The sequence below is a fragment of the Bifidobacterium sp. MSK.17.10 genome (assembly GCF_019129655.1).
In the GTDB taxonomy this organism is placed as follows: Bacteria; Actinomycetota; Actinomycetes; order Actinomycetales; family Bifidobacteriaceae; genus Bifidobacterium; species Bifidobacterium adolescentis.
The window spans coordinates 194,648-219,524 of the sequence record NZ_JAHOJD010000005.1; the positions used below are offsets into that span (position 1 = coordinate 194,648).

The 24,877-nt window shown below is 53.9% G+C and carries 34 protein-coding genes; 13 read left to right on the forward strand and 21 right to left on the reverse strand.

Going from position 1 to position 24,877, the window contains the following annotated elements; all coding sequences use genetic code 11:
* The first annotated feature begins 74 nt into the window (after positions 1-74).
* From KSX58_RS06360 to KSX58_RS06420, 13 genes are all read left to right on the forward strand, one after another.
* On the forward strand, positions 75-2,711 hold the full coding sequence (locus KSX58_RS06360) for a hypothetical protein (RefSeq protein ID WP_217736012.1): 2,637 nt from the start codon (positions 75-77) through the stop codon (positions 2,709-2,711).
* A 207-nt stretch (positions 2,712-2,918) separates the two neighbouring features.
* Positions 2,919-4,673 (forward strand): pentapeptide repeat-containing protein, encoded by a 1,755-nt coding sequence (locus KSX58_RS06365; protein WP_217736013.1) that lies wholly within the window; start codon positions 2,919-2,921, stop codon positions 4,671-4,673.
* A 234-nt stretch (positions 4,674-4,907) separates the two neighbouring features.
* Positions 4,908-5,498 carry a hypothetical protein gene (locus tag KSX58_RS06370; RefSeq protein ID WP_217736014.1) on the forward strand — a complete coding sequence of 197 codons (591 nt, stop codon included), beginning with the start codon at positions 4,908-4,910 and terminating at the stop codon, positions 5,496-5,498.
* 42 nt (positions 5,499-5,540) lie between these two features.
* On the forward strand, positions 5,541-5,999 hold the full coding sequence (locus KSX58_RS06375) for a hypothetical protein (protein WP_217736015.1): 459 nt from the start codon (positions 5,541-5,543) through the stop codon (positions 5,997-5,999).
* A 34-nt stretch (positions 6,000-6,033) separates the two neighbouring features.
* Positions 6,034-6,432: a hypothetical protein gene (locus KSX58_RS06380; protein ID WP_217736016.1), complete on the forward strand. Its 399-nt coding sequence runs from the start codon at positions 6,034-6,036 to the stop codon at positions 6,430-6,432.
* Complete coding sequence (locus KSX58_RS06385) at positions 6,429-6,764, forward strand: hypothetical protein (RefSeq protein ID WP_217736017.1); 336 nt, start codon at positions 6,429-6,431, stop codon at positions 6,762-6,764. Before KSX58_RS06380 ends, KSX58_RS06385 begins: the two co-directional genes overlap by 4 nt.
* A gap of 746 nt (positions 6,765-7,510) precedes the next feature.
* On the forward strand, positions 7,511-8,224 hold the full coding sequence (locus KSX58_RS06390) for a hypothetical protein (protein WP_217736018.1): 714 nt from the start codon (positions 7,511-7,513) through the stop codon (positions 8,222-8,224).
* Positions 8,225-8,270: 46 nt separating this feature from the next.
* On the forward strand, positions 8,271-9,083 hold the full coding sequence (locus KSX58_RS06395) for a hypothetical protein (RefSeq protein WP_217736019.1): 813 nt from the start codon (positions 8,271-8,273) through the stop codon (positions 9,081-9,083).
* 233 nt (positions 9,084-9,316) lie between these two features.
* The gene (locus KSX58_RS06400) at positions 9,317-9,730 is read left to right on the forward strand and encodes a DUF3846 domain-containing protein (protein WP_217736020.1); all 414 of its coding nucleotides are present in this window, start codon (positions 9,317-9,319) and stop codon (positions 9,728-9,730) included.
* 66 nt (positions 9,731-9,796) lie between these two features.
* Positions 9,797-10,495, forward strand: coding sequence for a metallophosphoesterase (locus KSX58_RS06405; RefSeq protein WP_217736021.1), 699 nt, complete (start codon positions 9,797-9,799; stop codon positions 10,493-10,495).
* A gap of 142 nt (positions 10,496-10,637) precedes the next feature.
* On the forward strand, positions 10,638-10,928 hold the full coding sequence (locus tag KSX58_RS06410; protein ID WP_217736022.1) for a hypothetical protein: 291 nt from the start codon (positions 10,638-10,640) through the stop codon (positions 10,926-10,928).
* A gap of 31 nt (positions 10,929-10,959) precedes the next feature.
* Entirely contained in the window at positions 10,960-12,663 is a 1,704-nt protein-coding gene (locus KSX58_RS06415) for an RNA ligase (RefSeq protein WP_217736023.1), read from the forward strand.
* A 350-nt stretch (positions 12,664-13,013) separates the two neighbouring features.
* The gene (locus KSX58_RS06420) at positions 13,014-13,856 is read left to right on the forward strand and encodes a thymidylate synthase (RefSeq protein ID WP_217736024.1); all 843 of its coding nucleotides are present in this window, start codon (positions 13,014-13,016) and stop codon (positions 13,854-13,856) included.
* A gap of 72 nt (positions 13,857-13,928) precedes the next feature.
* Here the strand turns inward: KSX58_RS06420 and KSX58_RS06425 are convergent, their stop codons facing one another.
* The 21 genes from KSX58_RS06425 to KSX58_RS06525 all read right to left on the reverse strand — a co-directional run bounded on the left by KSX58_RS06425 (position 13,929) and on the right by KSX58_RS06525 (position 24,850).
* A complete protein-coding gene (locus tag KSX58_RS06425; RefSeq protein ID WP_217736117.1) occupies positions 13,929-14,576 on the reverse strand; it encodes a hypothetical protein in 648 nt (215 codons plus the stop codon).
* A gap of 214 nt (positions 14,577-14,790) precedes the next feature.
* Complete coding sequence (locus KSX58_RS06430; RefSeq protein ID WP_217736025.1) at positions 14,791-15,420, reverse strand: hypothetical protein; 630 nt, start codon at positions 15,418-15,420, stop codon at positions 14,791-14,793.
* Between the two features lie 9 nt (positions 15,421-15,429).
* Positions 15,430-15,633, reverse strand: a complete 204-nt coding sequence (locus KSX58_RS06435; RefSeq protein ID WP_217736026.1) for a hypothetical protein — start codon at positions 15,631-15,633, stop codon at positions 15,430-15,432.
* Between the two features lie 712 nt (positions 15,634-16,345).
* Positions 16,346-16,882, reverse strand: a complete 537-nt coding sequence (locus KSX58_RS06440) for a hypothetical protein (RefSeq protein WP_217736027.1) — start codon at positions 16,880-16,882, stop codon at positions 16,346-16,348.
* A gap of 30 nt (positions 16,883-16,912) precedes the next feature.
* Positions 16,913-17,197: a hypothetical protein gene (locus KSX58_RS06445; RefSeq protein ID WP_217736028.1), complete on the reverse strand. Its 285-nt coding sequence runs from the start codon at positions 17,195-17,197 to the stop codon at positions 16,913-16,915.
* Positions 17,194-17,460: a hypothetical protein gene (locus tag KSX58_RS06450; protein WP_070123079.1), complete on the reverse strand. Its 267-nt coding sequence runs from the start codon at positions 17,458-17,460 to the stop codon at positions 17,194-17,196. The genes KSX58_RS06445 and KSX58_RS06450 overlap by 4 nt, the downstream gene beginning before the upstream one ends.
* A 4-nt stretch (positions 17,461-17,464) precedes the next feature.
* Positions 17,465-17,671 (reverse strand): hypothetical protein, encoded by a 207-nt coding sequence (locus KSX58_RS06455; RefSeq protein ID WP_217736029.1) that lies wholly within the window; start codon positions 17,669-17,671, stop codon positions 17,465-17,467.
* Positions 17,668-18,156 carry a hypothetical protein gene (locus KSX58_RS06460; RefSeq protein WP_217736030.1) on the reverse strand — a complete coding sequence of 163 codons (489 nt, stop codon included), beginning with the start codon at positions 18,154-18,156 and terminating at the stop codon, positions 17,668-17,670. The genes KSX58_RS06455 and KSX58_RS06460 overlap by 4 nt, the downstream gene beginning before the upstream one ends.
* Positions 18,153-18,680, reverse strand: coding sequence for a hypothetical protein (locus KSX58_RS06465; protein WP_217736118.1), 528 nt, complete (start codon positions 18,678-18,680; stop codon positions 18,153-18,155). Before KSX58_RS06465 ends, KSX58_RS06460 begins: the two co-directional genes overlap by 4 nt.
* A 4-nt stretch (positions 18,681-18,684) precedes the next feature.
* Positions 18,685-19,200, reverse strand: coding sequence for a hypothetical protein (locus KSX58_RS06470; protein WP_217736031.1), 516 nt, complete (start codon positions 19,198-19,200; stop codon positions 18,685-18,687).
* A gap of 3 nt (positions 19,201-19,203) precedes the next feature.
* Entirely contained in the window at positions 19,204-19,731 is a 528-nt protein-coding gene (locus KSX58_RS06475; RefSeq protein WP_217736032.1) for a hypothetical protein, read from the reverse strand.
* Between the two features lie 4 nt (positions 19,732-19,735).
* On the reverse strand, positions 19,736-20,119 hold the full coding sequence (locus tag KSX58_RS06480) for a hypothetical protein (RefSeq protein ID WP_217736033.1): 384 nt from the start codon (positions 20,117-20,119) through the stop codon (positions 19,736-19,738).
* A complete protein-coding gene (locus KSX58_RS06485; RefSeq protein ID WP_217736034.1) occupies positions 20,116-20,619 on the reverse strand; it encodes a hypothetical protein in 504 nt (167 codons plus the stop codon). Before KSX58_RS06485 ends, KSX58_RS06480 begins: the two co-directional genes overlap by 4 nt.
* Before the next feature lie 110 nt (positions 20,620-20,729).
* On the reverse strand, positions 20,730-21,227 hold the full coding sequence (locus KSX58_RS06490) for a hypothetical protein (protein ID WP_217736035.1): 498 nt from the start codon (positions 21,225-21,227) through the stop codon (positions 20,730-20,732).
* Positions 21,228-21,391: 164 nt separating this feature from the next.
* Entirely contained in the window at positions 21,392-21,754 is a 363-nt protein-coding gene (locus KSX58_RS06495; RefSeq protein ID WP_217736036.1) for a hypothetical protein, read from the reverse strand.
* Entirely contained in the window at positions 21,754-22,356 is a 603-nt protein-coding gene (locus tag KSX58_RS06500) for a hypothetical protein (RefSeq protein WP_217736037.1), read from the reverse strand. The genes KSX58_RS06495 and KSX58_RS06500 overlap by 1 nt, the downstream gene beginning before the upstream one ends.
* Positions 22,350-22,910: a hypothetical protein gene (locus tag KSX58_RS06505; protein WP_217736038.1), complete on the reverse strand. Its 561-nt coding sequence runs from the start codon at positions 22,908-22,910 to the stop codon at positions 22,350-22,352. Before KSX58_RS06505 ends, KSX58_RS06500 begins: the two co-directional genes overlap by 7 nt.
* The gene (locus tag KSX58_RS06510) at positions 22,907-23,293 is read right to left on the reverse strand and encodes a hypothetical protein (protein WP_217736039.1); all 387 of its coding nucleotides are present in this window, start codon (positions 23,291-23,293) and stop codon (positions 22,907-22,909) included. Before KSX58_RS06510 ends, KSX58_RS06505 begins: the two co-directional genes overlap by 4 nt.
* Positions 23,294-23,318: 25 nt before the next feature.
* Positions 23,319-23,834, reverse strand: a complete 516-nt coding sequence (locus tag KSX58_RS06515) for a Clp protease N-terminal domain-containing protein (protein ID WP_217736040.1) — start codon at positions 23,832-23,834, stop codon at positions 23,319-23,321.
* A 66-nt stretch (positions 23,835-23,900) separates the two neighbouring features.
* Complete coding sequence (locus KSX58_RS06520) at positions 23,901-24,434, reverse strand: hypothetical protein (RefSeq protein WP_217736041.1); 534 nt, start codon at positions 24,432-24,434, stop codon at positions 23,901-23,903.
* On the reverse strand, positions 24,431-24,850 hold the full coding sequence (locus KSX58_RS06525; RefSeq protein ID WP_217736042.1) for a hypothetical protein: 420 nt from the start codon (positions 24,848-24,850) through the stop codon (positions 24,431-24,433). Before KSX58_RS06525 ends, KSX58_RS06520 begins: the two co-directional genes overlap by 4 nt.
* Positions 24,851-24,877: the final 27 nt, after the last annotated feature.

The window sequence follows — 24,877 nt, forward strand, 5'->3', positions numbered from 1 at the left end:
CCTTCTGACAAGGGGGTATAATATGAAAGACTCCACCCCACACGTGGAAAAGAAACCAAACAAAGGAGATAATCTTGGCAAACGTCAAGAAGACGCTCATCGCCACGACCGTGGCTGTTGCGACACTCGCCGCACCGGCCACCGCGTTCGCGGATGACACCAACAATATCCAGCCGGACGTGAACAGCGCCATCGAACAGGCGCAGACCGCAGTATCCCAGACTCAGGACACCGTGGCACAGGCCACACAGGCAACCTCTCAAACCGCCACCACAACTCCCGCACCGTCAGACCCCGTGGCCGACGGACAGGCCAAGGTGGACGAGGCCCAAGCCAACGACAATCAGGCACAGGCGAATCTGAATCAGGCACAGACCAACGTTGACAACGCGCAGACCACCGTCAACCAGACTCAGACTCAGGTGAACAACGCCCAGACCATTCTGGACGCCGCCAATCAGCAGGTTCAGAACGCTCAGACCACCGTCAATCAGGCTCAGGACAATCTGAATCAGGCACAGCAGAACGCCGGTGAGGCCACCAATCCGGAAAACCAGCAGAAGGCCCAACAGGCGCTTTCCGACGCGAACAGCCAGCTCGACCAGACCACCAAGCAGTTGGAATCCGCCAACCAACAGGTCAAGAAGGCCCAGCAGGAAGCCCAGAAGAAGGCCGATAGTCTGACCGCCGCTCAGAAGGACGAAGCCGACGCCAAGTCCGACAAGGACAAGGCCGATAAGAACGCTTCGGACGCCAAGGCCAAGTCCGACGAATCCCAGAAGACCATCAGCCAGCTCAAGGCCGAACTGGAAGCCGCTTTGGCTGCGAAGAACGACGCCGACAATGCGAAGACCACCGCCGATAAGAACGCTTCGGACGCGAAGGACGGCATCGAAGCGAAGCGGAAGGATGCTGACGAGAAGACCACCGCCGCCAACACGGCTCAGGCCGACGCGGATTCGAAGAAAGCCGCCGCCGACAACGCAGACAAGCAGCTCGTGTCCGGCTCCATCGGCTTCTACCAGTGGAAGCTTGCCTCCAGCTATAAGAACGAAGACACCCAGTTCGCCCTCGACCAGCTCGTCAAGTATCAGAACGAGGACTGGGTGAAGATTGGTGAGGAAAACTCCGCAACCAGCTTGCAGAACATGCTCGACGCTCTCGACATGATTGACAAGGGCAATGAGATTCGCCGTAGCCTCGGACTGCCGGAGTGGACTGTCAACGATGCAGATACCGCCGACGCGCAGCTCGCCGCGGACTACAACACGTATTCCCAGAATACTGGGCACGTGTTCACCGGAACCTCCCAGAACCTCGCTTGGGGCTACAAGAACCCTTACGACGGCTGGTACACCGAAGAGAAGGTTCTGTTCGACCAGTATGCGGAGAAGAATCCGGAACTGCGCAACATGACCGCCGTGGAAATCTATCAGAAGTATCCGAAAATCTACGAGCAGACCGGACACTATCTGAACGTCATCGACCCGGATTGCGACACCACCGGTTTCGCAATCACAGGTTCGCTGACCGCCGCACAGAACTTCAGCCAGAAATACCTGTACACCAGTGGCGTTTCTGTGGACGAGTACCGTCAGCAGATTCTCTCCTACAAGAACGCGCTGGACTCCGCCGCCAACGTGTATCAGAAGGCTCTTGACAAGGCGAACGAGGCGAAGAAGGCTGCGCAACAGGCCCAGCAGGAGCTTGCCGAACTACAGGAACGCGCGCAGTCCGCACAGCAGACCGCCGACGAAGCGGCCAAGACCGCCAAAGCCAAGGACGAAGCCTACCAGAAGGCTCTCGACGCATACAATGCCGCAGTCAAGGCCGGTAAGACCGCCGACAGTACCTACGCTCAGGCGAAGGACGAGGCCGACGCGAAGCAGACCGTGTACGAGCAGAAGCAGTCCACTACCAAGAAAGCCCAGAGCGAATTCGACTCCGCGAACCAGCAGGTGAAGACCGACCAGTCGAACGTGGACAAGGCTCAGGCCGCAGTGGACGAAGCCAAGAAGCAGGTCAAGGAAGCCCAAGCCAAGCTGGACGGCTACACCGACGCGAACGCGAAACTGGCCGAAGCCCAGAAGGAGCTGACGGAAGCGGAGAAAGCATTGTCCAAGGCGCAGAACAAGCAGAAGACCGCCCAAGCCAACTTGGACAAGGCCAAGGCCGCTAAGGCTGACGCCGACAAGACGCTGTCCGACGCGAACGCGAAGCTGGACAAGGCCAAGGCCGACAAGAAGCAGACCGAGGCCGCTCTGACGGATGCGAAGAACGCTCTAGACGGCATCACCACGAAGCCGGGCGAGGGTGATGATATCGACCCCGGTTTCTCGGTCGATGACGATTCCCCCAAGCCTTCCACGCCGGACAAGCCGGATAAGCCAAACGGTTCGACATCCACTGGAACTTCCAAGGGGGACACTGGCAAGACCGATACCGGCAAGGATAATGGTTCCTCGCAGACGGTCGCTACCATTTCCGCGAAGAAGAACGAGTCCAAGGTCGAGACCGCTGATAAGAAGGCTTATAAGACCACCACATATAAGGTGGACGCTGACAATAAGACCGTCACGGCCACTGGTGAGGATAATCTTGCCACCACCGGCGTGGATGTGGCGGGTATCGCCGCAGTGTCCATCGTCGCTCTGATGATGGGTGTTGGCTTCGTTGGAGTGGAGCGTTCCCTCAGTCGGAATGACGCCTGATGGGCTTTTGACCTTAGAGACCCCGGCCTTTCTTTTGATTAGTTGGCCGGGGTTTCTGTATCTGTAGTCTGCTTGGCGTTATAGTTTTTGACGATTCTTCCAAAAACATCTATACTGGGATTGTCTACACAAAATCAATCAGTCGGCAAACCCATCCTGCTCGGACGGCTTACCGGACGTGCTAGAGAAACGCTAAAAGGAGAGAACATGAGAATCACAGACGGAACGGAGACGATGGAAGTCTCCGTGAGAGAATACGGAGACCTCTCCGACAGGGAAATCACCGACCAAACACTGCCTTCGCTGGTCGAATGGGCGGAAACCCCCGGCATCGTGGAAAACGTGCGACGGACGGCACAACGGCTGGTGGAACTTTTTGCGAACGACGGAAAGAACGCCAGCAAGGTCATTGGCCGCATCCCCGATGGGACAAAGCTGGGGCTTAATATCCGCCTGTACGCACCCGACATCCGGGACGATGGACGCGGCATGCCGGACGACATCAGGCTGACGCGATACATGCGCGTCGGCAGGCCGCGTCCGGGCGTCGTCGTGGAAACCGAGCTTTACCGCTTGGGGAACGTTCTTCGCGGCCGTGACCTGAGTGGGCTTGACCTGCGATACCTCGACTTCTCCGGCGTTGACCTTTGCGACGTAGACATGTCGGGGGCTGATTTGAGGGGTTCGCTAATCGACTCAGGCACCCCTCTAGGCCACACCGTTTTCCGCGACGCCGACATGCGGCGCATGAGGTTCCTTGGGACGCTGAAAGCGGGGCGTCCCGTCTATCTGGAGAACGCCGACCTGCGCGAAGCCGACTTCAGCCGTGCCAAGGTAAGCTGGTTCCAATTCAACGGGGCAGACATGTCGGATGCGATACTACGAAACGCCGTCTTCGAATGCACGAACATGGAGCGCGTGAACCTTGCCGGAGCCGATTTGACCGGAGCCAACATGGGAGGCATCGACCTGCGGAAGGTGAATCTGACCGGCGCGACGATGGACAAGGCATTCCTGAACAAGACGGTGATGTCCGACGCGACAGTAAGTGGAGCGAGCGTGCAGAGTCTCCGTTCCCGTAATAGCAATGTCCGTCGAGTGGATTTCGGTCAAGCCTACGGGGCGGGGAGCATGTTCTTCGAGAACACGAAGACAAAGGGGAGCACTCTTCCCGGAGGGTTCGTCAACCATTATCGTGACAACAGTCTCATAGCCCGAGGGGACGGCTGGAAGCTGAACTATCGTCCGGGTGCTCTTACCTACGTGCTTACCTTCGACTGGCGCGACGGATGCCCCGAACCGCGCACGCTTGCCCACAATCCGAAATGGGCGGACATAGGCAACCGTAACAGGATTGAGGGAATCCGCTTCGTGCCGGGTTCCAAGGCACCGGAGGACATGAGCGTCTTCTTCGAGGACATGTGGGCATTGCACCGGGTGGACTTCACGAATTTGGACATGTCGAAGACCGTCGATTTGGCGTGGATGTTCAACAATGCGGGGACCGGGGGCGTTGAAATCGTCAACCTGAAGGCTCCGAACGCGAGGGACTGCGAGCGTCTGTTCCGACTTGGCCCCGACGTGACGAGCCTGAAGGTGCCCGGTTTGGATGTGAGTGGCGCGGAGGTTGCCCGCGAGATGTTCGGAACTTGGAATCGGATTACCGAACTGGATTTGTCGGAACTACGGTTGCCGCAAGCCAAAGACATCAACCGCATGTTCACGTTCTGCGAGCGGCTTCGCAAGTTAGACATCTCCAATCTGGAGCTTCCTCCTGACGTGAAGATGGACGATGGCACGCCGACCATGTTCTCCAACTGCGTTGCCCTTGAGCATGTGGACATGCCGGTGAGGGGTGCGCTGTCCGACCGGTACGGGGAGATGATGAAACGGTTCAACGCGGGCGACCGCGCCGTGTTGAAGGCAAGGCCGTATCCGCGCGTCACCATACTCGCCCTGTAAAAGCGTTCGTGCGTGTGTCAATAAGACGATTGGCGGCGGCGAAGGCTGTGAATGATGGGTGTCGGTTTCATTGGGGTGAAGCGTTCTGTCCGCCGCAACGACGACTGACATCTCTTTGAGATTAGAAGCCCTGACTTTCCTGATAGGAGGGTTGGGGCTTTTTGTTTTTGCATTTCAGCCAACATGCACTATACTGGAACTGTTCACACAAAATCTTTCATAAAGGAGACGAACATGAGCAACATCACAGCAGACGAATACAGTCTCTTGGAATTCATTTCATCCCGCGACAAGCGGGAAGACAACAGTCGAATCCTCTTGGAGCAAACCAAGAAAATCCTCGAATCCCTAGTCCGGAAAGGCTTCGGAAGAATCGAACACTACTCCACCATCGGAGACTGGTTCATCCCCGACATGGACGCTATCAGCGAGTTCGTTGAAACACATGTCGGACAGTACAAGCCTGAACGCAAGTACCTCCAATACGACATGTTCAACATCCTTGAGGAAATCTCCCGCAAAGGATACGGCTGGAACTACGTCTCCCAGCCCACAGCCAAAGCCAGCATGGAACGGCTCCGCCACTACGGATGCGTCACCTACGTCAAGCGCGGTGACAAGTATATCGCCACCGGAACTCCGGAGGGCATCGCCTTCGCCAAAAACATGATGGCTACGGCCACCAGAACATGTGCCGAATGCGGTCGAAAATACCCCTACTATTCCGGCATGAAAGCCTACGACATCTGCTCCAAGGAATGCTACTACAAGCGTTTCGGCACTCCCGAAGAACGACGTGCAAAAAGATTACAGAAGAAGAACTGACAATCATGGTCGAGAAGAAAAGTAAAAGGAAAGGGCACCACGATGATTTTCAAACTGACTTTAGGCGACTGGGAGTGCAACGGCTACTACGCCAACAAGGATTACTTTTTCGAAAGCAACTATTCGGCTGAAAGAATCACGGAAGCCTACAAGGCTAGTTGTCGGAAGTATGGCGTCCAATTCAACAGCGCCAAACATGATTACACGGGTCTTGGACGCGAGAATCTTGACCGAAGGCGTCTCGTCTGGGCTAGCTATGACGAACCCAGTATGAGTCGGGAGGTCTACCGTCTATTCGTTGAACTCGGGCTGATTCAGGATGACGAACTGTGGCTCGATAAGAATGGACTCTACCATGCGGGGGAAGATAATGTTCTCAAAATCATCATGGGCTTTATCGCGCTTTCCATGCCGGACGATTTCAGTTACAAGCTGTTGGAGATTCCCAGCGTCAACGCTCTGATTCACGCCAATATCGGCTACGGATTGTATTTAATCTAAAAGACGTATTTCGGGAGGAAAGACGGTAGTCGCAATGGCAGAAAAATATGGTGTCGAGCTATATGAGGGAATGTGTGTTGAAGCGTTCATTCGTGGATACGTGGATTGGAACCCACTGGTGCTGGGTGATGGCATGAGTATTCGATTTGACGCAACGAATGTCAGAATCTACTTTTACGATGAACCTTCCTATGACAGGGTTGACGGATTGCATGTGAACGTCAACCATGAGGAGCTTCCTGTATTCGAATATGCGGGAATGCCGCCGAGTGAAGCCGCCAAAAAAATATGGAGCCGAATAGAGGAGTTAGTAGCAATATGGTTATCAACGGCAGGCTGGATTGCGGATACTGTTCCACTCCTATCACCCGGCTGTACGGTGGAACAATCGGGCAACGGCAGTCGTATCCTTGTCCGAACTGCGGATGCATGAACTATGTGACGCCTAAAATCACATATTCGGCTTCCACGTTCGGCTCGCAGGTCAAAGACGCATTGTTGGATTTGGTGGAACGGCATGGCGGGTCCCACTGGGGTTGCAACGGGGACGTGGAAAACATTTCCATGCCGTACCGTGGAGTCCACGCCGAATTAAGAACCTATGATGACTACTGTTACGGCATTCTCGATGGACTGCATGTGAATGTTGGTTCCACCAGTATTCCGGTCTTGGACTTGAAGGGTTTGACTCCGGAACAGGCGGCTACGCGGATTCTTCTTCGCGTCTTCCGCGAATGTCGGAAACAGGAGGAGGAAAACGTTTGAAAGATGGTGAGATTCGGCCATTGCCTCAAAACGAGTTCTATCAGAGTCCGTTCGACGGGCGTTGGGTCGATTTGGATGAGGAGGAAGTATTTCGACTAATCGACATGCAACGGCAGAGTGGAACTAGGTGTGGTAAAACTAAACCAAAGACGTGTTATACTAGAAGTGTCCACACGAAAGAAACCTAAATTGGAATACTGCCTTATTTCTACGTTCCTTGTATAAGACTATCGATGTGGAAGAAGACATCCCAATCGAAGAGATATTAGGAGAGCTTCTTTGAGTTTCCATCTAGCCCCATGCCCATTCTGCGGTAAGCCGGTTCGACTCGTCTATGACAATACCGTAAACGGAACATGCTACGGCATCAGCCACAAGCCGGACGAATGTTCCATCCTGCCAACCGTCTGGGGAGCGCCCAACATAAAAGCGGACACCATAGTGCGTTGTTGGAATCAACGATACGGTGTGGCAAACCTACTCAGAGAAAAAGGCGAAGACGAACTAGCCGACGAAATGGCCTTCCTAGGTTAAAGCCTTAAAAACATATTTCACAAAAAGAAACCAATAATCAAAGAGAAAAAGAGAGCAAAAAATTGAACATGAACAGCTCCACCTATCGGGTTAACGGACAGAGCGTTCAGGGTGCCCAGTATGCTCCCGGCTCCGGCGATTGGATGCAGACTTGCAATGGGAATGGCAATCATCTTGTTGGTATTACGAAGATAAACTGAACGAGGAAACGAATGGCAGATAGAATAAAACGATTCGACCCGCCGCAGTGGTTGGTTCACATAGTCTCTGCGGCCATACCCTTGCTTATTGGATTGGGTTATGTCCTATACCGGATTGATTGGAAAAGCCTACACATTCGAGAGCGCATTCACTCTCTGAAAATACTGTTACTAAAAGCGCTCTACGGTTTTGCCGAATGGTTCCTCCGTCTCCCATGGTCGGAAATCGGTCAAATAGTAGAATACTTGTTCCTCGCCATCATTGTCGGCATAGTATTGACTACAGCCTTCGTATTGGTAGGCGGTGCCGTCGGCATGTTGAAGACTTGGCGTCTTTCAATTGTGGAAACGATTCGTGCGGCATTAACCATTACGATTGGTTTAGGCGTCAACGTGATTATCGCTATCGAACTGGTTTCCGACAATATTGGCTACGGATTCGATACAGAACTTTTCCTGAGTACGCTCCTTGTCGAAATGCTGTTCGTGGGAGCAATGGTTGAAGGTTGGTCGCCCTATCCGAAGAGCTGGTGTTGCCGTCTAATTGCACCCCGTCAGGTAAAGTTACGGCAACAGCTTGAGAAGTCATTGGCTTTGTTAGAAGAAGACCATTATTGCCTACCGAAAAACCCTTCGGCGGAGGTTCGAACGACGAATACATGTTGCGTATCGCGTCCAAGGAAAGCCTACGCAACCTTTGGATTCAGGACAATCTACCCGCATTGAGAGAGTATGCGGAATATCATCCAACGTTCAGGAAAGAACTGGAAGAATGGGTACAAAACAGCAAGTAAGGCATAATCCGCCGCAGTTGGCCGCTATTATCACCGCATGTGTCATTCCGATGATAGGTGTCGTAGCTTATGCAATCTTTTTCACCGACCTTTCTCAACAGGTTAGAAGATTGCTTGTCCGGTTTGTTCAATGGTTCAACGCCCAACCTTGGGAGAGCATAGGCCATACCACACTGACTGTCCTACTGTGGACAGTCGGCATATTGGCGGTTATTATTGGTGTAGCTTCCACAGGTCGCGTGTTTGGAATTCTGAACAAGTGGAGCCTATCAACAGGCGAACTAATCCGTGTGACTTTGGCGGCGATTTACTGTATCTCGGCCGATGTCGCTTGCATGATTTGCGCCATCCAGTTTCTTGGCTTGAAATTCATAGGGTGGGCTTTGAGTCTGCCTAACCGAAGTGGCGCGTTCTTTGGGATTATGGCTATCCCTGTTGTCGGCTTCATTGTCGTTTTTGATTTCCTTCTGGTGGTCTTTAGTGTTACAGGGGCTTATCCTCTGGAATCTTCCCCGGACATGGTGTCACGTCTATTGTTGCCTAAGTACTGTAAGATATATTGTCAGCTGGTCGATTCTGCGAAGAAGCTGGCAGACGAGGCAGATTCCGCTGGTGAAACATATTATCTCCATGACGTGTACGGGGTTGGATTTCCTGACGGAAAAAGCCGTGACAAGTGGGTTGTGGACAATTGGGACGTACTGGAAGAGTATGCGTCGTATCACCCTATAGTGGAAAGTGCTCTACAGGATTGGCGTAGAGAACAGGACAGTCGGAATGTTGAAGCGTAGTTTCCTCGCCCGATTGCTTTTGGCTTTGCCGAAGGTGTTGAAGCTCTCGAAATGGAATCTTCTTATCTCAGTAGTGATTGTCGGCATTGTTGGGCTGATTGAGGAGGTTTCCCCGCTTCGACTGTTGGCTGTATTGTCTATTATTTCCGCTTTTTGGCTGACGGAATGCATCGCAACCGTATTCCAAGACGTGATATAATGGAATCGTTCACACAAACAAGCTAGGAGCGAAAATGAGCGACAAGCAGGAGACCATCGAAATCCTCGTCATCAAGCAGGACGATAAACCCATTCGCAAAACCATCCCCAACACCCTCGAAGCGAAACAGCATGAGGTAGGCGGTTACATCGAACCATACGGCCTCAAAAACGGAGCCACCATCTACTGCAATGAGGAAGGCAAAATTGGCAGTTGGAGCCTCAACCGTGCAATCAGGGCATACGACCTCGATGATAGGGCCGGTTCGCAAATCGTGGAAATGATGGCGGGCACGTTCTTCATCTCAGGGTTCGACCCCGAAAGCGGAGAGGACGCCAGTCTTACGGAGGAACAGTTCAACCACTGGGACAAGCGGTTCCACTCGCCGGAAATCCTTGTCCAGAACGTCAACGGCGAACTGTTGTCCGTTCCCGTTCCCGTCAAATAGTACGGAATTCTAGGGGACAGGGACGAAAACCCATCCCCGTGACTTTCTTTCAGAAAGGAAAAGGCAATGACAAAATACTTCACCTCCGACACCCACTTCGCCCACCCGTTCGTAGCCGCATTGCGGGGATATGCGAAAACCGGATTCAAGTCGGACAATACCATCAAACAACAGGCGAACGAAGCGCACATGCAAGTCAAGGATTGCGTCAACTGGCATCGACATGACATGGACGTGACCGACCATATCAACGAAATCGTAGGGCCGAATGATGAACTCTACATTCTCGGGGACTTGTGCAGTGGCGGTGCTTGGAGTCTCCATCAGGCCCTTATGCATATCAAGAGTCTGCGTTGCCCTCGCAATAACCGGCATTTGATTCTTGGGAACCATGATGACGTGCTGTACGGTAAAAGCAAAGGCTTCAAGGATTTGACCGAAGCGTTCGGGGAAATCGGACGTATCGGCATGACGGACATCACGGACGGCGAAACCGTCATGCCCGTGTTTCTCTGCCACTTCCAATGGCGTGAGGACTTCGACCTTCCCGCTTTGGATGGGGTGGTGTCTAATTGGGCGAAGCCGGAGCTTAGACAGTATGCCATTCCGCAAGTGGGGGAGAACATGCGTTTGTTGCATGGTCACACCCATGCGAGCACGCCGCACGAGTTTGAGAATCGTAACGAAATCAACGTGGGATTGGATGCTTGGGGCATGAGTCCGGTATCCGAGGTTGAACTAGTCAGCATGTTTCGGGAGGGTTGAGCCTGAGTGTTTTCGAGACGCCCGTCTTTTCGGCATATGGATTGGCGGGCGTTTTTTGTTTGTGTCACAGTTTGCCTTTTGCTTGAACAATAGTTATACTGGGATTGTTCACATAAATAGGTCTTGAATTATAAGGAGAAAAATGAACAGCTACCAGAAACAATACGCAGACGCTTTACGTATGGCGATTAAACGCAAGACGAAAAAGGATGCCGACGAATGGCTCGACCAGCAGAAGGTGTCCGACGGAAAGACGCGAATCGCCATGAAAAAAGCTTACATCGAAGGCCGTCTCTCCAATCTGACAGACGAATCCATAGTCTCCCTCTACGAGATTATGGATAGCATCTACATGTCAGACCGGACGGAATACCGTGGGGAAGAATCCACCGAGGAAATACTGGAAAAACTGTACGACGTTCAGGTTAAATAACTCAGCCAGACAGAACGAAAGAAAAAATACAATGACCACTTTGACCATTCTCAGAGGATTGCCCGGCTCAGGAAAGAGCACTTGGGCGCGGAAGCATGTCGATTCGAATACGGTAATCGTCAGCTTGGACGGTTTGCGTGAAATGATGGCGGGAGGCCGTCAGGCATGGCATGAAACCATGAATCCACAGTTGAACAGGATTCTCGTCCGTCAGGCGCATGCCATCATCAGCGACCTGCTTTCCAAGGGCGTGAACGTCATCAGCGACTCCCAGCATGTCAACCCGCGTTTCTGCGTGGACGAGGTGCAGATTGCCGTCCGCCACAAGGCGCATGTTGAGACTTTCACATTCAACACGCCGTTGGACGTTCTGTTGGAACGCAACCAGACCCGTCCGGAAAACGACCGTGTGCCGGAGGAATATCTGCGCACCCAGTATGAGACTTGGCATGAAAACCTTGACCATGAAAGCCGTTGGGTCAACATCCATGTAAGGAAGGTTGACGGAACCTACCATATGAATCCGTCCGGAGACCCTGCGCTGGTGGATGTGGGATTGCTTTGGAACGACAAGACCCGTGTTCCCGACAATGCCGAGTTCGGTTATACCGCCGTCCCGGCAAAGGGACGTGATTTGACCGGTGTCATCCAGTTGGATATGCCTCCGCTCAGAGATGGTAGGAAGTGGACTCTCGACCGTTACTTGAAGTGGTTGGAACAGGGTGCGCATAAGGCCAATGACAGGTTCGCTGACTTTTCCACGGATGGAAGGAACCTGCTCGAACTCATGCGTGATTCCGATAACGTGAACGTCCGTCCGGTCAAGGGCGAGAACGACGTGTACGCTTGCAATTTCAGCCGTGACGCTTTCAAAAACCGGCGTTGGGACGAGTATTCCAGCAAGGCTCGCGGACTGTTCCTTGACAGGAACGGTAAGGTTGTCGCACGAGGTTTCGAGAAGTTTTTCAATCTTGGAGAGAACGAGCAGACCACTCGGGAGAACATTGACAGGCGGCTCAAGTTCCCAGTGCGCGTGGAACGCAAGGAGAACGGTTTCCTCGGCTTGGTGTCCGCGTGTGAGGATGGTTCTTGGCGTTTCTGGTCGAAGAGTGGTCAGACCGACTATTCGTATCTTATCGAACATCTTTTTAAGCAGACGTTGGACATTGGTCAGGAGGAGGCGTTGTGGAACATCGCCCATGATGCCAACGTCACCTTGGCTTTTGAGGTAATCGACCAAGATTCCGACCGTCATATCATCAAGTACAATACGTCACGTCTCGTGTTCCTGCACGCCATCAAGAACACCGTTGACTTCCATATCGACTATGATGCCGACGATTTGATTGATACGGATAGATTCTTTGCCCGTCCCGAAGTTCTGGCCGTTTTCCAGACTGAGGAACAGCGTGAGAGCCTGTGGCACATGTTGGACGAGGAACGCCGCTGGTCCGACCGTGAAGGCGTGGTGGTGTACGACGCTGACGGGTACATGTTCAAGTTGAAGTCGGACTATTACCTTGAGGTCAAGAGTCTTCGCAACCTGTTGGAACGTGCTGTGTTACGTAACAAGCCGATTGCCGACAATGACCATTCAGAACGTGCGGAGCTGGCGCGTTGGGTGCTGTCTCATGCGAACATGAATCGTCTTGTCTACACTCGTAAGGCGTTCAATGAGCGTGGAGTGGACATGGAGTATGTCGGTGACTTGCTGAGTCGGGAATGTATGCTGTAGTTCTCCTACCGATTCGGAGGGCTTAACAATATTGATTAAAAAAGAATTATCGCCCGACGGTCGGAGAAAGATAAGCCGACTGGACAAGGTCAACACGATATTAGGTTGGAGTTACATACTTCCGCTACCAATAGGGATTCTATGGGAACGGCATGTGCTTGGGAATGTTTGGCTTATCGTGGCTCTGCTCGTGAGTGTTCTTCTCCCTCTCGGTCAATGGTATTGCCGGGAGAAAGCCGACCGGCTGGAGAGTACTCATAATCGTCGTCGCAAAGAACGGAACGATAATCTGAAAATAGAAACCGACCAAGATTTGACCCATTTAATGGGTTAGATTGAAAGGAAAACGTATGACACCTGAAGAAGCCAAAAATTATGTTACCGGAACATTGGAACGCGAACAGCCATATGAGCGATTACTGAGACGGGTCGTGTTGGACGGAGAGCCGACATGCGACCGTACTGGAGTGGGTACATTATCCACGTTCGGCACGCGTATGGAATTCAATCTGCAAGACGGTTTCCCGCTCGTGACCACGAAGAAAGTGTTCCTGCGTGGCATCATCGCGGAACTGTTGTGGTTCATTGCCGGAGATAACAAGGTCAACACTCTGCAAAAGCAGAACGTCCACATTTGGGATGAATGGGTGTTGCCGGACGGAACAATTGGCAAAGGGTATTCCATCCAATGGCGTTCGTGGGCTAGGACTGACGGCACCACGGTAGACCAATTGTCGAACGCGCTCGACCTTATCCGACATAACCCGTCCAGCCGTCGAATCATCATATCCGCATGGAACGCGGGAGAATTGGACGAAATGGCATTACCGCCATGCCACGCCCTGTTCCAATTCCACGTGCGCGGAGACGGTTTTCTGGATTGCCAACTGTATCAGCGTTCCGCCGACATGTTCCTTGGAGTGCCGTTCAACATCGCCTCCTACTCGCTGTTGACCATGATGATGGCCCAACAGGCTGGATTGGAGCCGGGACGGTTCATTTGGGTCGGCGGCGACACGCACGTGTATCTGAACCATCTGGAACAAGTGTGCGAACAATTGTCTAGGGAGCCTCGACCGTTGCCGCGAATGGTGATTGACCGGGCGGATAGCCTGTTCGACTACAAGCCGGACATGTTCCATCTCATCGACTACGACCCGTGGCCTTCAATCAAAGCTCCCGTAGCCGTCTGACGCGCGTCTCCGGCGTTTTCGACGCCGTGGATGGGATTTTCAGCTGATTTTGCCGAGGGTTCCCCGCCTCTATCAGGCGGGGGAGAATGTCACAATCGGGTATCTGGGCATATCCACGACCATCGCGCAACCGTCCGATTGCATGAATCCGTACACGCGGTCTTCCGTCCACAGGTGGAGCTGTTCGGAATGGAATGCCACATTCGGGTCATCGAACCGGCATTTCCACTGTTCCACGGTTCCAGTCACTTGGACGATGTCTTTTGGCTTGTTGCCGTTGCCTCGCAGTGCCGCTTTCATGTCACCGGCAAGAGTGCATTCCGCACCGTAGCGGATTGTCTTCACCACATCCTCGTTGCGCGGGTTCGGTTCCGGCTCGTCTTCGGCGGGAATGTATGCGACGTAGAGGAGAAAATTACCGTCATCGTCCTGACGGATTTCAGTCGAGAAAACGCCCTCCGGATATTCTTCCGAATCGACCAGTGAGCGGACGCGGAACGAGGAGTATTGATGATTGCCGTTCTGCGTGTCGATACGACGCATGATGTTACGGATTGTCCGTTGATTATCGGACTTGGTGATGAGCGTGTATTTGCGGGGATTGCGTTGGCAGGTTTCTGACTGAGTCCAATATTTCACCGCATATTTTGGTCTTCGGATTTCCCTATGGCCGGGTAAATGTTCCAAATCATATACGGGATGTGTTTCAATATCGGCCATGTTCGCTCCTTCGTTGGATGATTGCATTGAGTTTGCAACCGATTTTGTTCAAGGTTGTTTAGTTTTATGTTAGAGGTTGTAAGTGAGTTTGTCGCAAGGTTTGCGGAAAGTCGGAAAGAGTTTCAAAAAAATGGGGTGGTCGGACACTGAAAAGTGTCTAGCCACCCCATCCTTCTAAGAAGGTGTTTAGCTCTTTAGCAGATTGTTCTTTTTCTCATTCTATTTCTTTTACCCGCGTTTTCCGCCCAGTGTTTGCTTCCTTTTCTTTCGGACTGATATGCGGGTCAGGATTCCCGTCCTTGTCGAATAACGGGAACCGTTTGCCACTCGGATTGTTCTCCCAAGGTATGAGTGACAGGCTTCCGTCTGGATTGCGGTAGACATCGCCTTCGGTTTGTTCACCATCTCGAATGTATGTGATGTACGGCAATTCGGAAGGCGCGTCAACAGTAGTGACCAGCTCTTTGCCATCCCTACCTATCCCATGGGACTTGTATCTGATTGTCTGATAGCCGTAGTCGAAATCGTCCAACGGGATGACCTCGTCCATGTGGCCGTCCATGAGAACGTTCGACGGCTTGCAAGGGTGGAAATCATACGTCTCGTACACCCTCTTCCACTTACGATGCCGTTTTGACAATCTATGGCCTATTCGGGCGAACCAGACGATAATGTTCGGCAAGTACGCGGTACGGTTTGGATTATCTTTTGACTTGACGGCCCACTCACTGCACCATGGGCAATACCATGCGCTCCTATGGAACAGGTCAACGAGAAGACAGTAGTCTAGCCAGAGGAATGGTATGGTCAGCACTCCAAGAACGTATATGAGGATTGCGGGCATGGTTTTTCCTTAGTTTGGAAGCTGCGAGTGCCGATATTTACGGGCGTCCGGCATGGGAAGAAAGTGTGGGTCGGCTTCCTGAATCACACGTTTACGACGGTATTCCTTCGACGTCGGGATACCATAGGCTATTGCCATGGCGTCCCGTGCTTTTTTCTTGACGGCGGTTCGGTAGACTTCTGATACTGCCGGGTAGATGTGTGCGATTTTCATTTTGGCTCCTTTTGTCGGGTGGGTTCCAGCCCTTGTTTTGTGTAGACAATTCCAGTATGCATTAATGGGTGGACAAAAAGAAAAACAGAATCCTACTTCTGGTATCTTTTTGACCTCTGCCCATTGGCTTCTATCATCGCATACAGCATTTCACTCGCCGGACGGTGACGGTAACTGGCACTCCCGTTATTGGACAGGTCATACAGTTTTTGCAATCTATCACCCTTGGGAGTGGGCACAAGAACTTGATTGATATTCCGAGGAAGACGCAACATCTCATGCAACTGTTCCGCCAGTTCACGCGTCGTAACCAAAAAATTCTCGTCCCCCATAGAAAGTCAGCCCGTTGCCCGACTCAAAATCCGCCAAACACGATTTGACTTCATAGCATGAGAAAATACCAAGCTCCACACTAACCGGCTCCACCGCATAATTCGGCGTATACGGCTTAAACCCGACATAATCTATACGACGCCAATTGGGGGTACCTCGGTCGAAGCTAACCTCCCGCGCCCAATATGAGGTACGGGAGTCCAAACGCTTCTCAACCAACGCGGACAACATGGTGGTGGTCTCAACGCGGTTCACTTTACTTCCCTCATCCCGACGGGAGTCGGATTGCATCCGAGTGGATAATACTCGAAGCTCACATGTTGACCTTGACTAATTTTGAACGGATACATGGCGTTTCCGGTAAAAACTCTTATTCCGGTCAATCGGATACCTCCGGCTCTTCTTTCATAGTCGGCATGGTCAGTATTAGCGCCTCATGCAGTACCGCGTACGCTCTTTTAAGAAACTGTTCCCGAATGCAGGGCATCTGCTGTTCCCACAAGTCGAGTACTTCACGTTTCGTCGGATTGTTTTCAGCCCAGTTCGTATCCGTTCGAAATAATGCGAGCGCGCATTTTTCGACAAGTTCGTTGGGGAGTGGGTTGTCGGGCGTGGCTTTTTCCAATACGTTGAGAATGGTGGGGATGCATGGTTCGTATATTGGGTACATGTATCCTTCGCCCCAAGTGTGCCAGTCTTTTGGCGTATTATCGGGTAGATGGTATGAGCCGGCCGGAATGGGGTTGCGCATGGTGTCGAGGTGGCTTGTGCAGAAGTGTCTGACGCTGACCATTCTCCCGTGTACGCCGTATTTGACGAGGGTCAGCCATTGGTCGTTCCACCAGTCGTCGCACGGTTTGCCGCAATCGGGGTAGTCGCATTTGATTCGGTGTGATAGGAAATTTTCGTAACTCATGATGTTTCACGGATTCCTGTATGAGTGTGTTCATTTTGTTTCTGTTTCTGTTTTGCTTGCGTGCTCCCAGTCGCAGGATAGTCCTCCTCTGTAGGTGGTGTTTACGGTGAGGCAGTTGATGTGGCGTCCGTCGAGGAGTTGGATTTCGCATTCGCTGAGGTTGGAGTTGGGAAGGTCATCGCATTTGACAATAGTTTCCGTGTTGCTTTTTGAGGACGTAGTGGTTTCGGGTGTGACGGTGTTGGGGTTTGTTTCGTCGCATCCGGCGCACATCAGGCAGGCCGGAACCAGCAGTAATGCCAATAGTCTTCTCAATCTCGCTCCTTGTTTCGCGCGTAGGGGTCGTCTATGACGCCAAGCTCCAGCAACAGGTCGTAGGCGGTCATATCGGTCTGAAGCCTGTGTCCGCCGTAGCAGGGCGGTAGGTTACATGTCTGGCTGTCGTCCGCGTCGCTCCACTCAAACACGATTTCGTCACAGTCCAATTCCACGTCGATGTCCGCATTGTCGGCCATGAGACCGCAATCCTGACAGCGGCACATGCCCTGTATTTTCCTCATGTACTTCGGGTCGGCCATTATCCTATTCCTTTCTTTCCAACTGTTCGAGCCGTCCGCCGCACATGGGGCAGAACATGGGGATGGCCTTGTACTCGTCGCCCATGAGCCGCCCAGCCCCGTCAGTCATGAGCGTGCGCACGCGGAACACGGTCAAGCAGCATGGGCATTCGACCGCATCCACCGGATTGCATTCGGAGACGAGCGGCATCGGATTGGCTTCCGGGTTCATTTCGTCGTCACCTTCATCGGTTTGCCGTTGTGGTCGTAGAGCCATACCCTGTCGCCCGACGTGACCAGCAGGCTCAGGTCGTGCGCCTTTCCTTTCGCATCCACGTACTCGCACTCGTACCTGCCCTGACCGGGCATGTACTTGGAGTCGTAAACGGTCGGGCAAGACAACGCCTCCAATCCGGCCTGTCGCGCCACCTGTTCGGTGAACGTGGTGTCCTTCGGGAGAACGAGAAGACCGGGGTTCAACGTCAGGAGCAGTCCGAAGCCGCCCACAAGGGCAAGACATATGACGAATTTGGTGTCCTCCAGCAATGGCTGGGCGTCCCGTGGGATACGATGCGTCGCGCGAAGCGCCAAGCGTCTGCCCGCCCGCCAGACGACGCCCAGCACGGCGAAAACCAGCACCGTGGTCAACGTCGCCATATATATGGCGTCTCCGAAACTGTTGTGGGAACCGTTCGCCCATTCGCTCATGTCTATCATTTCATTTCCTTTCCTTGATTGTCGTAGAGTCCGACCTTGTTGTCCGCCGTCACGATGAGCGTCACGTCCTTCAGGGCCGAATCGTCCCTGCCGTCCGAGACGGTGCATCGGTATGTGCCCGCGTCGGGCAGGTCGGACGTCGCGTTCATAACCTTGGCCGGGCATGACAGGTTGCGCACGCCGAACTCCCTCCCTACCTGCGTGACGAATGATGCCGGGCGGGGCACGTTCTCGTCCACCGTCTTCGTCGGCTGACCCACCAATGCGATGCCGAACAGTGTCGTGACGCATACGCCCAAGAAAAGGAACGGAAAACTGAAGACGTAGAGCACGTCGCACGCGTGGGATTTGTCCTTCAGCCAATATAGAACGCACTCAATCAGAGTGATGATGACGAGAACGGCAAGGATATGCCGGAAGACATGCTCGTTGGCACTCAACTCCGCTGCGGTCAGGGGCACCTGCTTTGTTGGCGGATGAATGTACGTGTTCCAAGCTTCCACCCATTTCGTGAAGTCCTTCATCGTTCTATTCCTCCCCTACCGACTGCAAGGGTTTGCCGTCGGATTTACGGTACAGTCCAAGCTTGCCGGAATTCGCATGGGCGACGACTTCGACAATCCCGTCCTTGCGGTATGCGACACATGAACTGTCGCCGTCTGGCAGTCGGGTCTTCGACGAGGCGAAATCGATGTCGCCTCCGGTGTCGTTGCATGTGATGTCCTCCAATCCCCAAACGTGTTTGATTTCATCCTTGAGCGTCCTCGGTTTTTCGACCTTTACCGCGGCTTCGATTTCCTTGGGACTACGGCTGCCCACCGTTTGTATGACGCCCATCGCTCCGACGAGGGCGAAGACCGTTGCAATCGTCGTTACGATGGGTTTCTTCCGTTTTGTCCCATAGAACAACGCCACAGATGATGCGGCAAACATCAGAAACATGAAGAAAAATGTCCAGCTGTAGCCGCCGCCCGCCTCTGCCGCTTTGTCATATGCGCTGTTATAGGTATTCCAGGCGTCCACCCATTTCGTGAAATCCTTCATCGTTCAGTCCTTTCCGACCGGCTTTAATACCGTGCCGTCGGCCTTATATAATCCGACCCTGTTCCCGTTGATGTGGACGGTCAGTTCGGTGCGTTGGCTGTCGGTGTAGGCGACGCACTTCCAGTCGCCGTCGTCAAGGCTCAACTTGGGTAGGCTTGGGCTGTCGGTAAGCCCGTGGCTCGTGTTTTCGCAATCGCCCATTTCGTCCAGCCCCCACGTTCTCTCGATTTGCGTGGAGAGCGCGGGTGGTTCGGATACTTGGGCGTCGTTGTGGGATGGCATGACGAACGATGTGAGCGCCAGTACACCGCCTATGACGGCTATCGTCATGGTCAAGCAGAAGAACGGGCTTTCCTCGGGGTCGCCGCCCATTCCGCCGATGACGGCCACCGCGATGAGTCCGACGAAACCGAAGACCATCATCAATGTCACGCCGATGCCTTGGCATATGCTTGCGGGACTGCCGGACACGGCTTCGCCCATCCGGTTGTAGGCGTCCCACATGGCCGCCCATTTGGAGAAGTCGAGCATGGGTTCACTTCCGTTCCACCAATAGGAGCAATAGGCGGCAGTAGGTGGCCGCCCATCCGAACGCGTCCATCTGTCCCTCCCGGTATGGGTCAGGGATGTCGGTTCCGATAGACCGGTCGGCCTTGCGGAGCTTGGTTTCGAACGTGTCAGCCAAGTGTTCCAATAGAACGGTTTCATTCTGCTTGTTCATTTTTCCACCTTCATCGGGTTTTCCGTGTTCCGCCGTATCGTCCATGAGCATGTCCTGACAGTGTCCGATTGTCCGCGTGTAGGCGTCGTATCCGTCGTATCCGTCGCTCAGACCTTCTTGGGCGCATTCCCATTCACTGTCGGCTTGGGCTTTGAGCCATTTAATGACCTCGCCCAACGTTTCGCTTCGCACGCTCACTTGTCGCCCTCAATTCGCCGCTGTTGTCTGACCGTCTTGCGTTCCACCCATTCGCCTAGTTCCTCGTCCGTGATGCCGTTTTCTGTTTCGAGCAGCATCACCCAGCGTCGCACGTCCTCCGCCGCGTCGGCAAGCCCATCCAGACGCTCCTTTTCGGTGTTGTAGCGCAGGATTTTGCTGACCGCTTTGATGAGCGCTGCGCCCGCTCCGACCGGAGACGGGTGGCGAGTGCGATTGTCACATCCTTTGATGTCGTACATGTGTTCGAGCAGCCATAGGCAGATGAGCACGTCCGCCATCTCCTCGACCATGTGGGAGCGTGTCCCGTCCGTCAGCCCGTCGCGCTTCCGGTCATCGTATGCTTCGATAAGCTCGGCGCACTCCTCCATGCAGACGACGCTCTGCTTGGTCACGCAGTAATATTCAATGCTTTTAGACCACACTGCGTCAAAATATTCAGGACGTTTATAGACTTCCTCAATGGTCGGATGCTCACTCATTTTGTCATCTTTTCCTTTCGATTCTTCGGGTTCGACGAAGCCGTTGCGCCAGCACGGTCGCCGCATGTGCTTCGGTCTGATGCCGTTGACGCGGCGAACATACGGGTCGGTTACGATTTGTCCGTCTTTTCAATCCACCAAATCGCATCTTCGAGCTTCCAGTACATGTCCGCATGATGGTCGTGCAGGAACCGCAGGTCGTCAGCGTGCTGTTCGACCCATTCCGGGTGCGGGCGGGTGTCGTTCGTGCCTTGAACGGTCGGATAGGCGATTTTACATACGCACAGCCAGTAGGGAGGTTGCAGTCCGTCCTTGGGTTTCCAGTCGGACGGTTCCGAATACCGTTCCTCTAACGTCAGGTAATTGGACACCCATGCGGGCGATAGTCGAGGCCACACCTGCTCAAACAACAGCACGCCCAGTGCGATGCCCAGTAGCAGTCCGACACCATTACCTGTCGAAGGCTGGTCCGCAAGCTTGCATGCAGCCCACAGGCCGACGACCGGTAGCAGGAGGCTCACGGTCAGGTAGGGGACGCACTTCCGTGATTCACGCGAATCCTTCGCATGGTCGAACATGGTGAGCGCCACGAGAAGAAATACGGACATCCCCACGCCGAAGAGCAGCCCACACCACAGCGTGCGTATCACATCCTTCAGGAACGCTATCACGGCTGGCGTCAGCAGTATTCGCCAACCGCCCGTCAAGACAATGAGCAACACGAGGGCTGGCAATGCGGACAAGAATATCAGCAATCTCTTGCGGAAACCGCTCAACGTTCCTGCCCCGCAATCCGCTCGAAACCCAATCTGGACGCAAGCCGTTTCTTTTCCTCATCCGATAGGAATTCGACGGCCGACCGCCGTCGGTTGGCGAGCCAACTCAGGCAATGCCAGCAGTCGATACGTTCCGAATCCGCGTCGCGGAGCCATTCAGCCAACCCGTCGTATGGCTCGAACGTTTCCGGCACGTCGGACAGCCATTGGCGAATGATGGTCTTCCAATCCCAACCGTCCGTCCAATGGTGATGCCAAGGACGAGTGACGGTAATGGTCGTATCGTCCGTTTTCAGAATGGTCATGCGGCATTCGTAGTCGCCGCCGCCAATGGTTGTGACGCGCAGCCAGTCGTTCATCACAATGGCCTCCCTGTTTCCACCTGTTCCAACATGTCGAAGCATTCGTCGCGTTCCGTCCGGGTGGCGGAACGCAATAGGTCCGCCAGTCCGGTCGGCTCGTCCTCATAAACGTTCTGCCGTATAAGGCTGATGGCCTCCCAATCCTCGAAGATTTCCGGCGACGGGTCGGCCATGCCGTTCAGCCAGTCCACGACCCGCATGCCGGTCTCGTCCAACCGACCGTAGTCCACATGTTCGGGCAGTTGTTCCAGCACGCTCAACCACCCGTATTGGCATCGGTCGTCGCATTCGGCGGAATCAACCAGCAGATAGTCGGATGTGAGCGGCAGCGGCACGCTGGCCGTACCGTCATCGTCTTGAAGCACGTCCATGATGAGCCTCATGTTCGGTCTGTCCGCCGTCCAACCGGATACGCGCACGAACGCCCGCTCCGGATTACGGTCGCGTGCGGCCATGAGACGGCATACGTGCGACAGGCGCATCCAATCCAAGCCTGACAGGTTCAACCCGTCCAAGCCGTGCAATGTATGTTCGTCGGGACGCGCGTCGTGCGCGCCGTCGAACTGGTATTCGATGTCCATGCCGTTGACGTTCAACATGGTTCCTCTGTTCCATTGAGTGTGGCTTCGAGCATGAGCCGCGCCCATTCGCGCCATTTCTCCTTGGACGCTTGCTTCACCTTGTCCCATGGTTTCAGGTTTCCGTAGGAGAAGTAGGAGCGGGCGGAAAGGAAGTATCCGGCTTCGGCGGCGCGTTCCACCTGCTTGTCCGTCGGCTCATGTTCGGGGGGCCATATCCAATGTTCTTTGAGAATCAGATTGCCCTCGCAGTCGGTGTGTTGCATCGCCCTCAACAGTGCGAGTGGGCTGTTCGCATGCTCGACCAACCGTAAGGCGACCGGAGTGAACCGTGGCTTCTCGCCTTCCTCCAACGGTTCGTTGTCGAATCTCACCAGCTCTCGGTCGAATCTCGCCAGATAGTCGGGGTTGTCTTCCGAATACCCCAGTCCGCCACGTTGGAGAATGCGATAGGCTTCACTGGCCGACCAGAGGAGGGACTTGAGCAGGATGGTCGTGCCCATCCACTTCACGTTCCGTTCGCGGGCGGTCTTGTCCGCGTACCGGACGATGTCGCTGATTGTCGTATTGGTCACTTCCGAACCTCCTTGTCTTCTTCTTCGCAATGGTCGATGATTGTCTGGTAGGCGAACCTTCTCGAATCGGCGCAGGTGATGGAATCATCTCCATACGGGATGTTCGATTCCAACAGTCGTTGCAGACTGTTCTTCGCCTCCCTCTTACGAATCCCGCACCATTCGGCCAGATGCCGCACCGTGCATTCGTCCGTGCCGCGCAGGGCTGTCATGTGCGAGCGGGCGTTTCGGTAGGCTTGCAGGTATTCACGGTCGGCAAGCCATGAAAAATCGTCCTCACCGGCGGACATGGTCTTTTCCGTCCTGTCTATCCACTCGTCCAACCATGCGATGATTGAGACCACTGCGTCCGTCTCCCCGTTTTTCATCTCAGTGTTTTCCATAGGTATTCCTTTCGGCTGGTTTCGTTCAGTTCAACGCGGCTTCGAGCATGAGCCGAGTGTAGGAGAGATAATCCACACCGACCTGACGTCCACGGTTGGGGCTGACGGTCTGGGCTAGGTTGATGCCGGTTCTTGACGCCGCCTCGACCTGCTCCCGAGTGGGTTGACGTTCGGGCAGTTCGATGCCATGGACGCGGAGCAGGAGTTCGACATGACTATCACGTTGCACATGGCGCAACACTTCCACCGCGTCGTGGGCATCGTGCAATATGCGACGGCTGGAAGTGGACAATACCGGGTCTTCTCCCGTTTTCAACGGACGGTTCGGAATATCGGACATGAGGAGCCGGATTTCCGAGGATTCCAACCCGTGTCCCCGAAGCATCGAGCCTACGAGTCCATCGTTCCGGTAAAGCGCATACAGCAGGTGGGCTTCTCCGGCCTGACTTTGATGGCGCGACTCGGCGGCGGATAGTGCGGTGTCGGCCAGCGAGTCCATCAAAGCCTGTATCTGTTCCTTCAAGGTGGTGGACGTGTCCATGGTTTATTTCCTTCTTTGCCTGAAAACTCTTTATGTGTGAACACATCCACTATAGCATAGTTTGCGTCAATAGTCCAGAAAAGCCTCCAACACCGGAAGGACACGATTCGTATACTTGTCGCGCTCATCCTCGGACATCCCATTCCACCGCAACAGGAGTCCACGGTCGTCAAGCTTGCCGTCGGGCAAATCATTCTCGCATCGGTACAAGGCCATGGCGGCACGCTCCAAACATGCGTCCGAAATGTGCTCAAGAGCGTAGGCATCGGCCTTCTCCAACACTCCGGCGATTACGGGAGCGCATTCGCCCTTCGGTGGGAACATGGTGCCGAACCCCAAAACGTTCCAACCATTCCGGACGAGAACGTCGGGTAGGATGTATCCGCTCGCCCATTCAGGTCGGGTGGTGTCCAAATGCCGTGGGCAGAAGTGCCGCTCCACGTACTCGTCTCCATCCAATTCGACCTCGATGGTCAGCCACTTCAAATCGTCGGCGTCACTGTAGGCCGAATCCTCATTCTCACGCCAGAGTCTCGTGGTGGCGTCACAGTCGGGATAATCGCAGACGATGCGGTCGCAACGGTTGGTCTCATAGCTCACTGATGTTGCTCCTTCTCTATGTCGGATAGGCTGGAATGCCAGTAAGTAACAGTGTTGTCATCCACGGCTTGGGACAATCGCAAAAGCATTTCCAATGGACGATAGTCGGAATGGGCCTCATGCTGTTGGTTGAGGAGTTCCACGGCTTGCCGCTCTCTGACCGGTTTGCCAGCCCAACTCCACTCGTCGGATGAGCCGGTCTGTTTCGCCAACCAGCCGAATCCGTTCGGCAAGTCGAATCGCAGGGGCTTGTCGAATCCCGTCCCGGTCGCATACTGGTTGAGTTCTCGCAGTCCGATATGCAATTGGCGGTTTTGCTCGTCCAATTTCGCGTAGGGTTGCGTTCCGCCGTATTTTCTTGCGAAGTCCCTGACCATGTCGCAAGCGGTTTCGAAATCGGGTTTGATGACACTCACCTGTCCGTTCCTTCTTCCAGTAGTTGT

Excerpts from the sequence above, each read along its gene's own strand:
- KSX58_RS06365 (WP_217736013.1), top strand. The coding sequence starts at position 2,919 with ATGAGAATCACAGACGGAACGGAGACGATGGAAGTCTCCGTGAGAGAA.
- KSX58_RS06370 (WP_217736014.1), top strand. The coding sequence starts at position 4,908 with ATGAGCAACATCACAGCAGACGAATACAGTCTCTTGGAATTCATTTCA.
- KSX58_RS06375 (WP_217736015.1), top strand. The coding sequence starts at position 5,541 with ATGATTTTCAAACTGACTTTAGGCGACTGGGAGTGCAACGGCTACTAC.
- KSX58_RS06380 (WP_217736016.1), top strand. The coding sequence starts at position 6,034 with ATGGCAGAAAAATATGGTGTCGAGCTATATGAGGGAATGTGTGTTGAA.
- KSX58_RS06385 (WP_217736017.1), top strand. The coding sequence starts at position 6,429 with ATGAACTATGTGACGCCTAAAATCACATATTCGGCTTCCACGTTCGGC.
- KSX58_RS06390 (WP_217736018.1), top strand. The coding sequence starts at position 7,511 with ATGGCAGATAGAATAAAACGATTCGACCCGCCGCAGTGGTTGGTTCAC.
- KSX58_RS06395 (WP_217736019.1), top strand. The coding sequence starts at position 8,271 with ATGGGTACAAAACAGCAAGTAAGGCATAATCCGCCGCAGTTGGCCGCT.
- KSX58_RS06400 (WP_217736020.1), top strand. The coding sequence starts at position 9,317 with ATGAGCGACAAGCAGGAGACCATCGAAATCCTCGTCATCAAGCAGGAC.
- KSX58_RS06405 (WP_217736021.1), top strand. The coding sequence starts at position 9,797 with ATGACAAAATACTTCACCTCCGACACCCACTTCGCCCACCCGTTCGTA.
- KSX58_RS06410 (WP_217736022.1), top strand. The coding sequence starts at position 10,638 with ATGAACAGCTACCAGAAACAATACGCAGACGCTTTACGTATGGCGATT.
- KSX58_RS06415 (WP_217736023.1), top strand. The coding sequence starts at position 10,960 with ATGACCACTTTGACCATTCTCAGAGGATTGCCCGGCTCAGGAAAGAGC.
- KSX58_RS06420 (WP_217736024.1), top strand. The coding sequence starts at position 13,014 with ATGACACCTGAAGAAGCCAAAAATTATGTTACCGGAACATTGGAACGC.
- KSX58_RS06425 (WP_217736117.1), bottom strand. The coding sequence starts at position 14,576 with ATGGCCGATATTGAAACACATCCCGTATATGATTTGGAACATTTACCC.
- KSX58_RS06430 (WP_217736025.1), bottom strand. The coding sequence starts at position 15,420 with ATGCCCGCAATCCTCATATACGTTCTTGGAGTGCTGACCATACCATTC.
- KSX58_RS06435 (WP_217736026.1), bottom strand. The coding sequence starts at position 15,633 with ATGAAAATCGCACACATCTACCCGGCAGTATCAGAAGTCTACCGAACC.
- KSX58_RS06440 (WP_217736027.1), bottom strand. The coding sequence starts at position 16,882 with ATGAGTTACGAAAATTTCCTATCACACCGAATCAAATGCGACTACCCC.
- KSX58_RS06450 (WP_070123079.1), bottom strand. The coding sequence starts at position 17,460 with ATGGCCGACCCGAAGTACATGAGGAAAATACAGGGCATGTGCCGCTGT.
- KSX58_RS06455 (WP_217736029.1), bottom strand. The coding sequence starts at position 17,671 with ATGAACCCGGAAGCCAATCCGATGCCGCTCGTCTCCGAATGCAATCCG.
- KSX58_RS06460 (WP_217736030.1), bottom strand. The coding sequence starts at position 18,156 with ATGATAGACATGAGCGAATGGGCGAACGGTTCCCACAACAGTTTCGGA.
- KSX58_RS06465 (WP_217736118.1), bottom strand. The coding sequence starts at position 18,680 with ATGAAGGACTTCACGAAATGGGTGGAAGCTTGGAACACGTACATTCAT.
- KSX58_RS06470 (WP_217736031.1), bottom strand. The coding sequence starts at position 19,200 with ATGAAGGATTTCACGAAATGGGTGGACGCCTGGAATACCTATAACAGC.
- KSX58_RS06475 (WP_217736032.1), bottom strand. The coding sequence starts at position 19,731 with ATGCTCGACTTCTCCAAATGGGCGGCCATGTGGGACGCCTACAACCGG.
- KSX58_RS06485 (WP_217736034.1), bottom strand. The coding sequence starts at position 20,619 with ATGAGTGAGCATCCGACCATTGAGGAAGTCTATAAACGTCCTGAATAT.
- KSX58_RS06490 (WP_217736035.1), bottom strand. The coding sequence starts at position 21,227 with ATGTCCGTATTTCTTCTCGTGGCGCTCACCATGTTCGACCATGCGAAG.
- KSX58_RS06495 (WP_217736036.1), bottom strand. The coding sequence starts at position 21,754 with ATGAACGACTGGCTGCGCGTCACAACCATTGGCGGCGGCGACTACGAA.
- KSX58_RS06500 (WP_217736037.1), bottom strand. The coding sequence starts at position 22,356 with ATGTTGAACGTCAACGGCATGGACATCGAATACCAGTTCGACGGCGCG.
- KSX58_RS06510 (WP_217736039.1), bottom strand. The coding sequence starts at position 23,293 with ATGGAAAACACTGAGATGAAAAACGGGGAGACGGACGCAGTGGTCTCA.
- KSX58_RS06515 (WP_217736040.1), bottom strand. The coding sequence starts at position 23,834 with ATGGACACGTCCACCACCTTGAAGGAACAGATACAGGCTTTGATGGAC.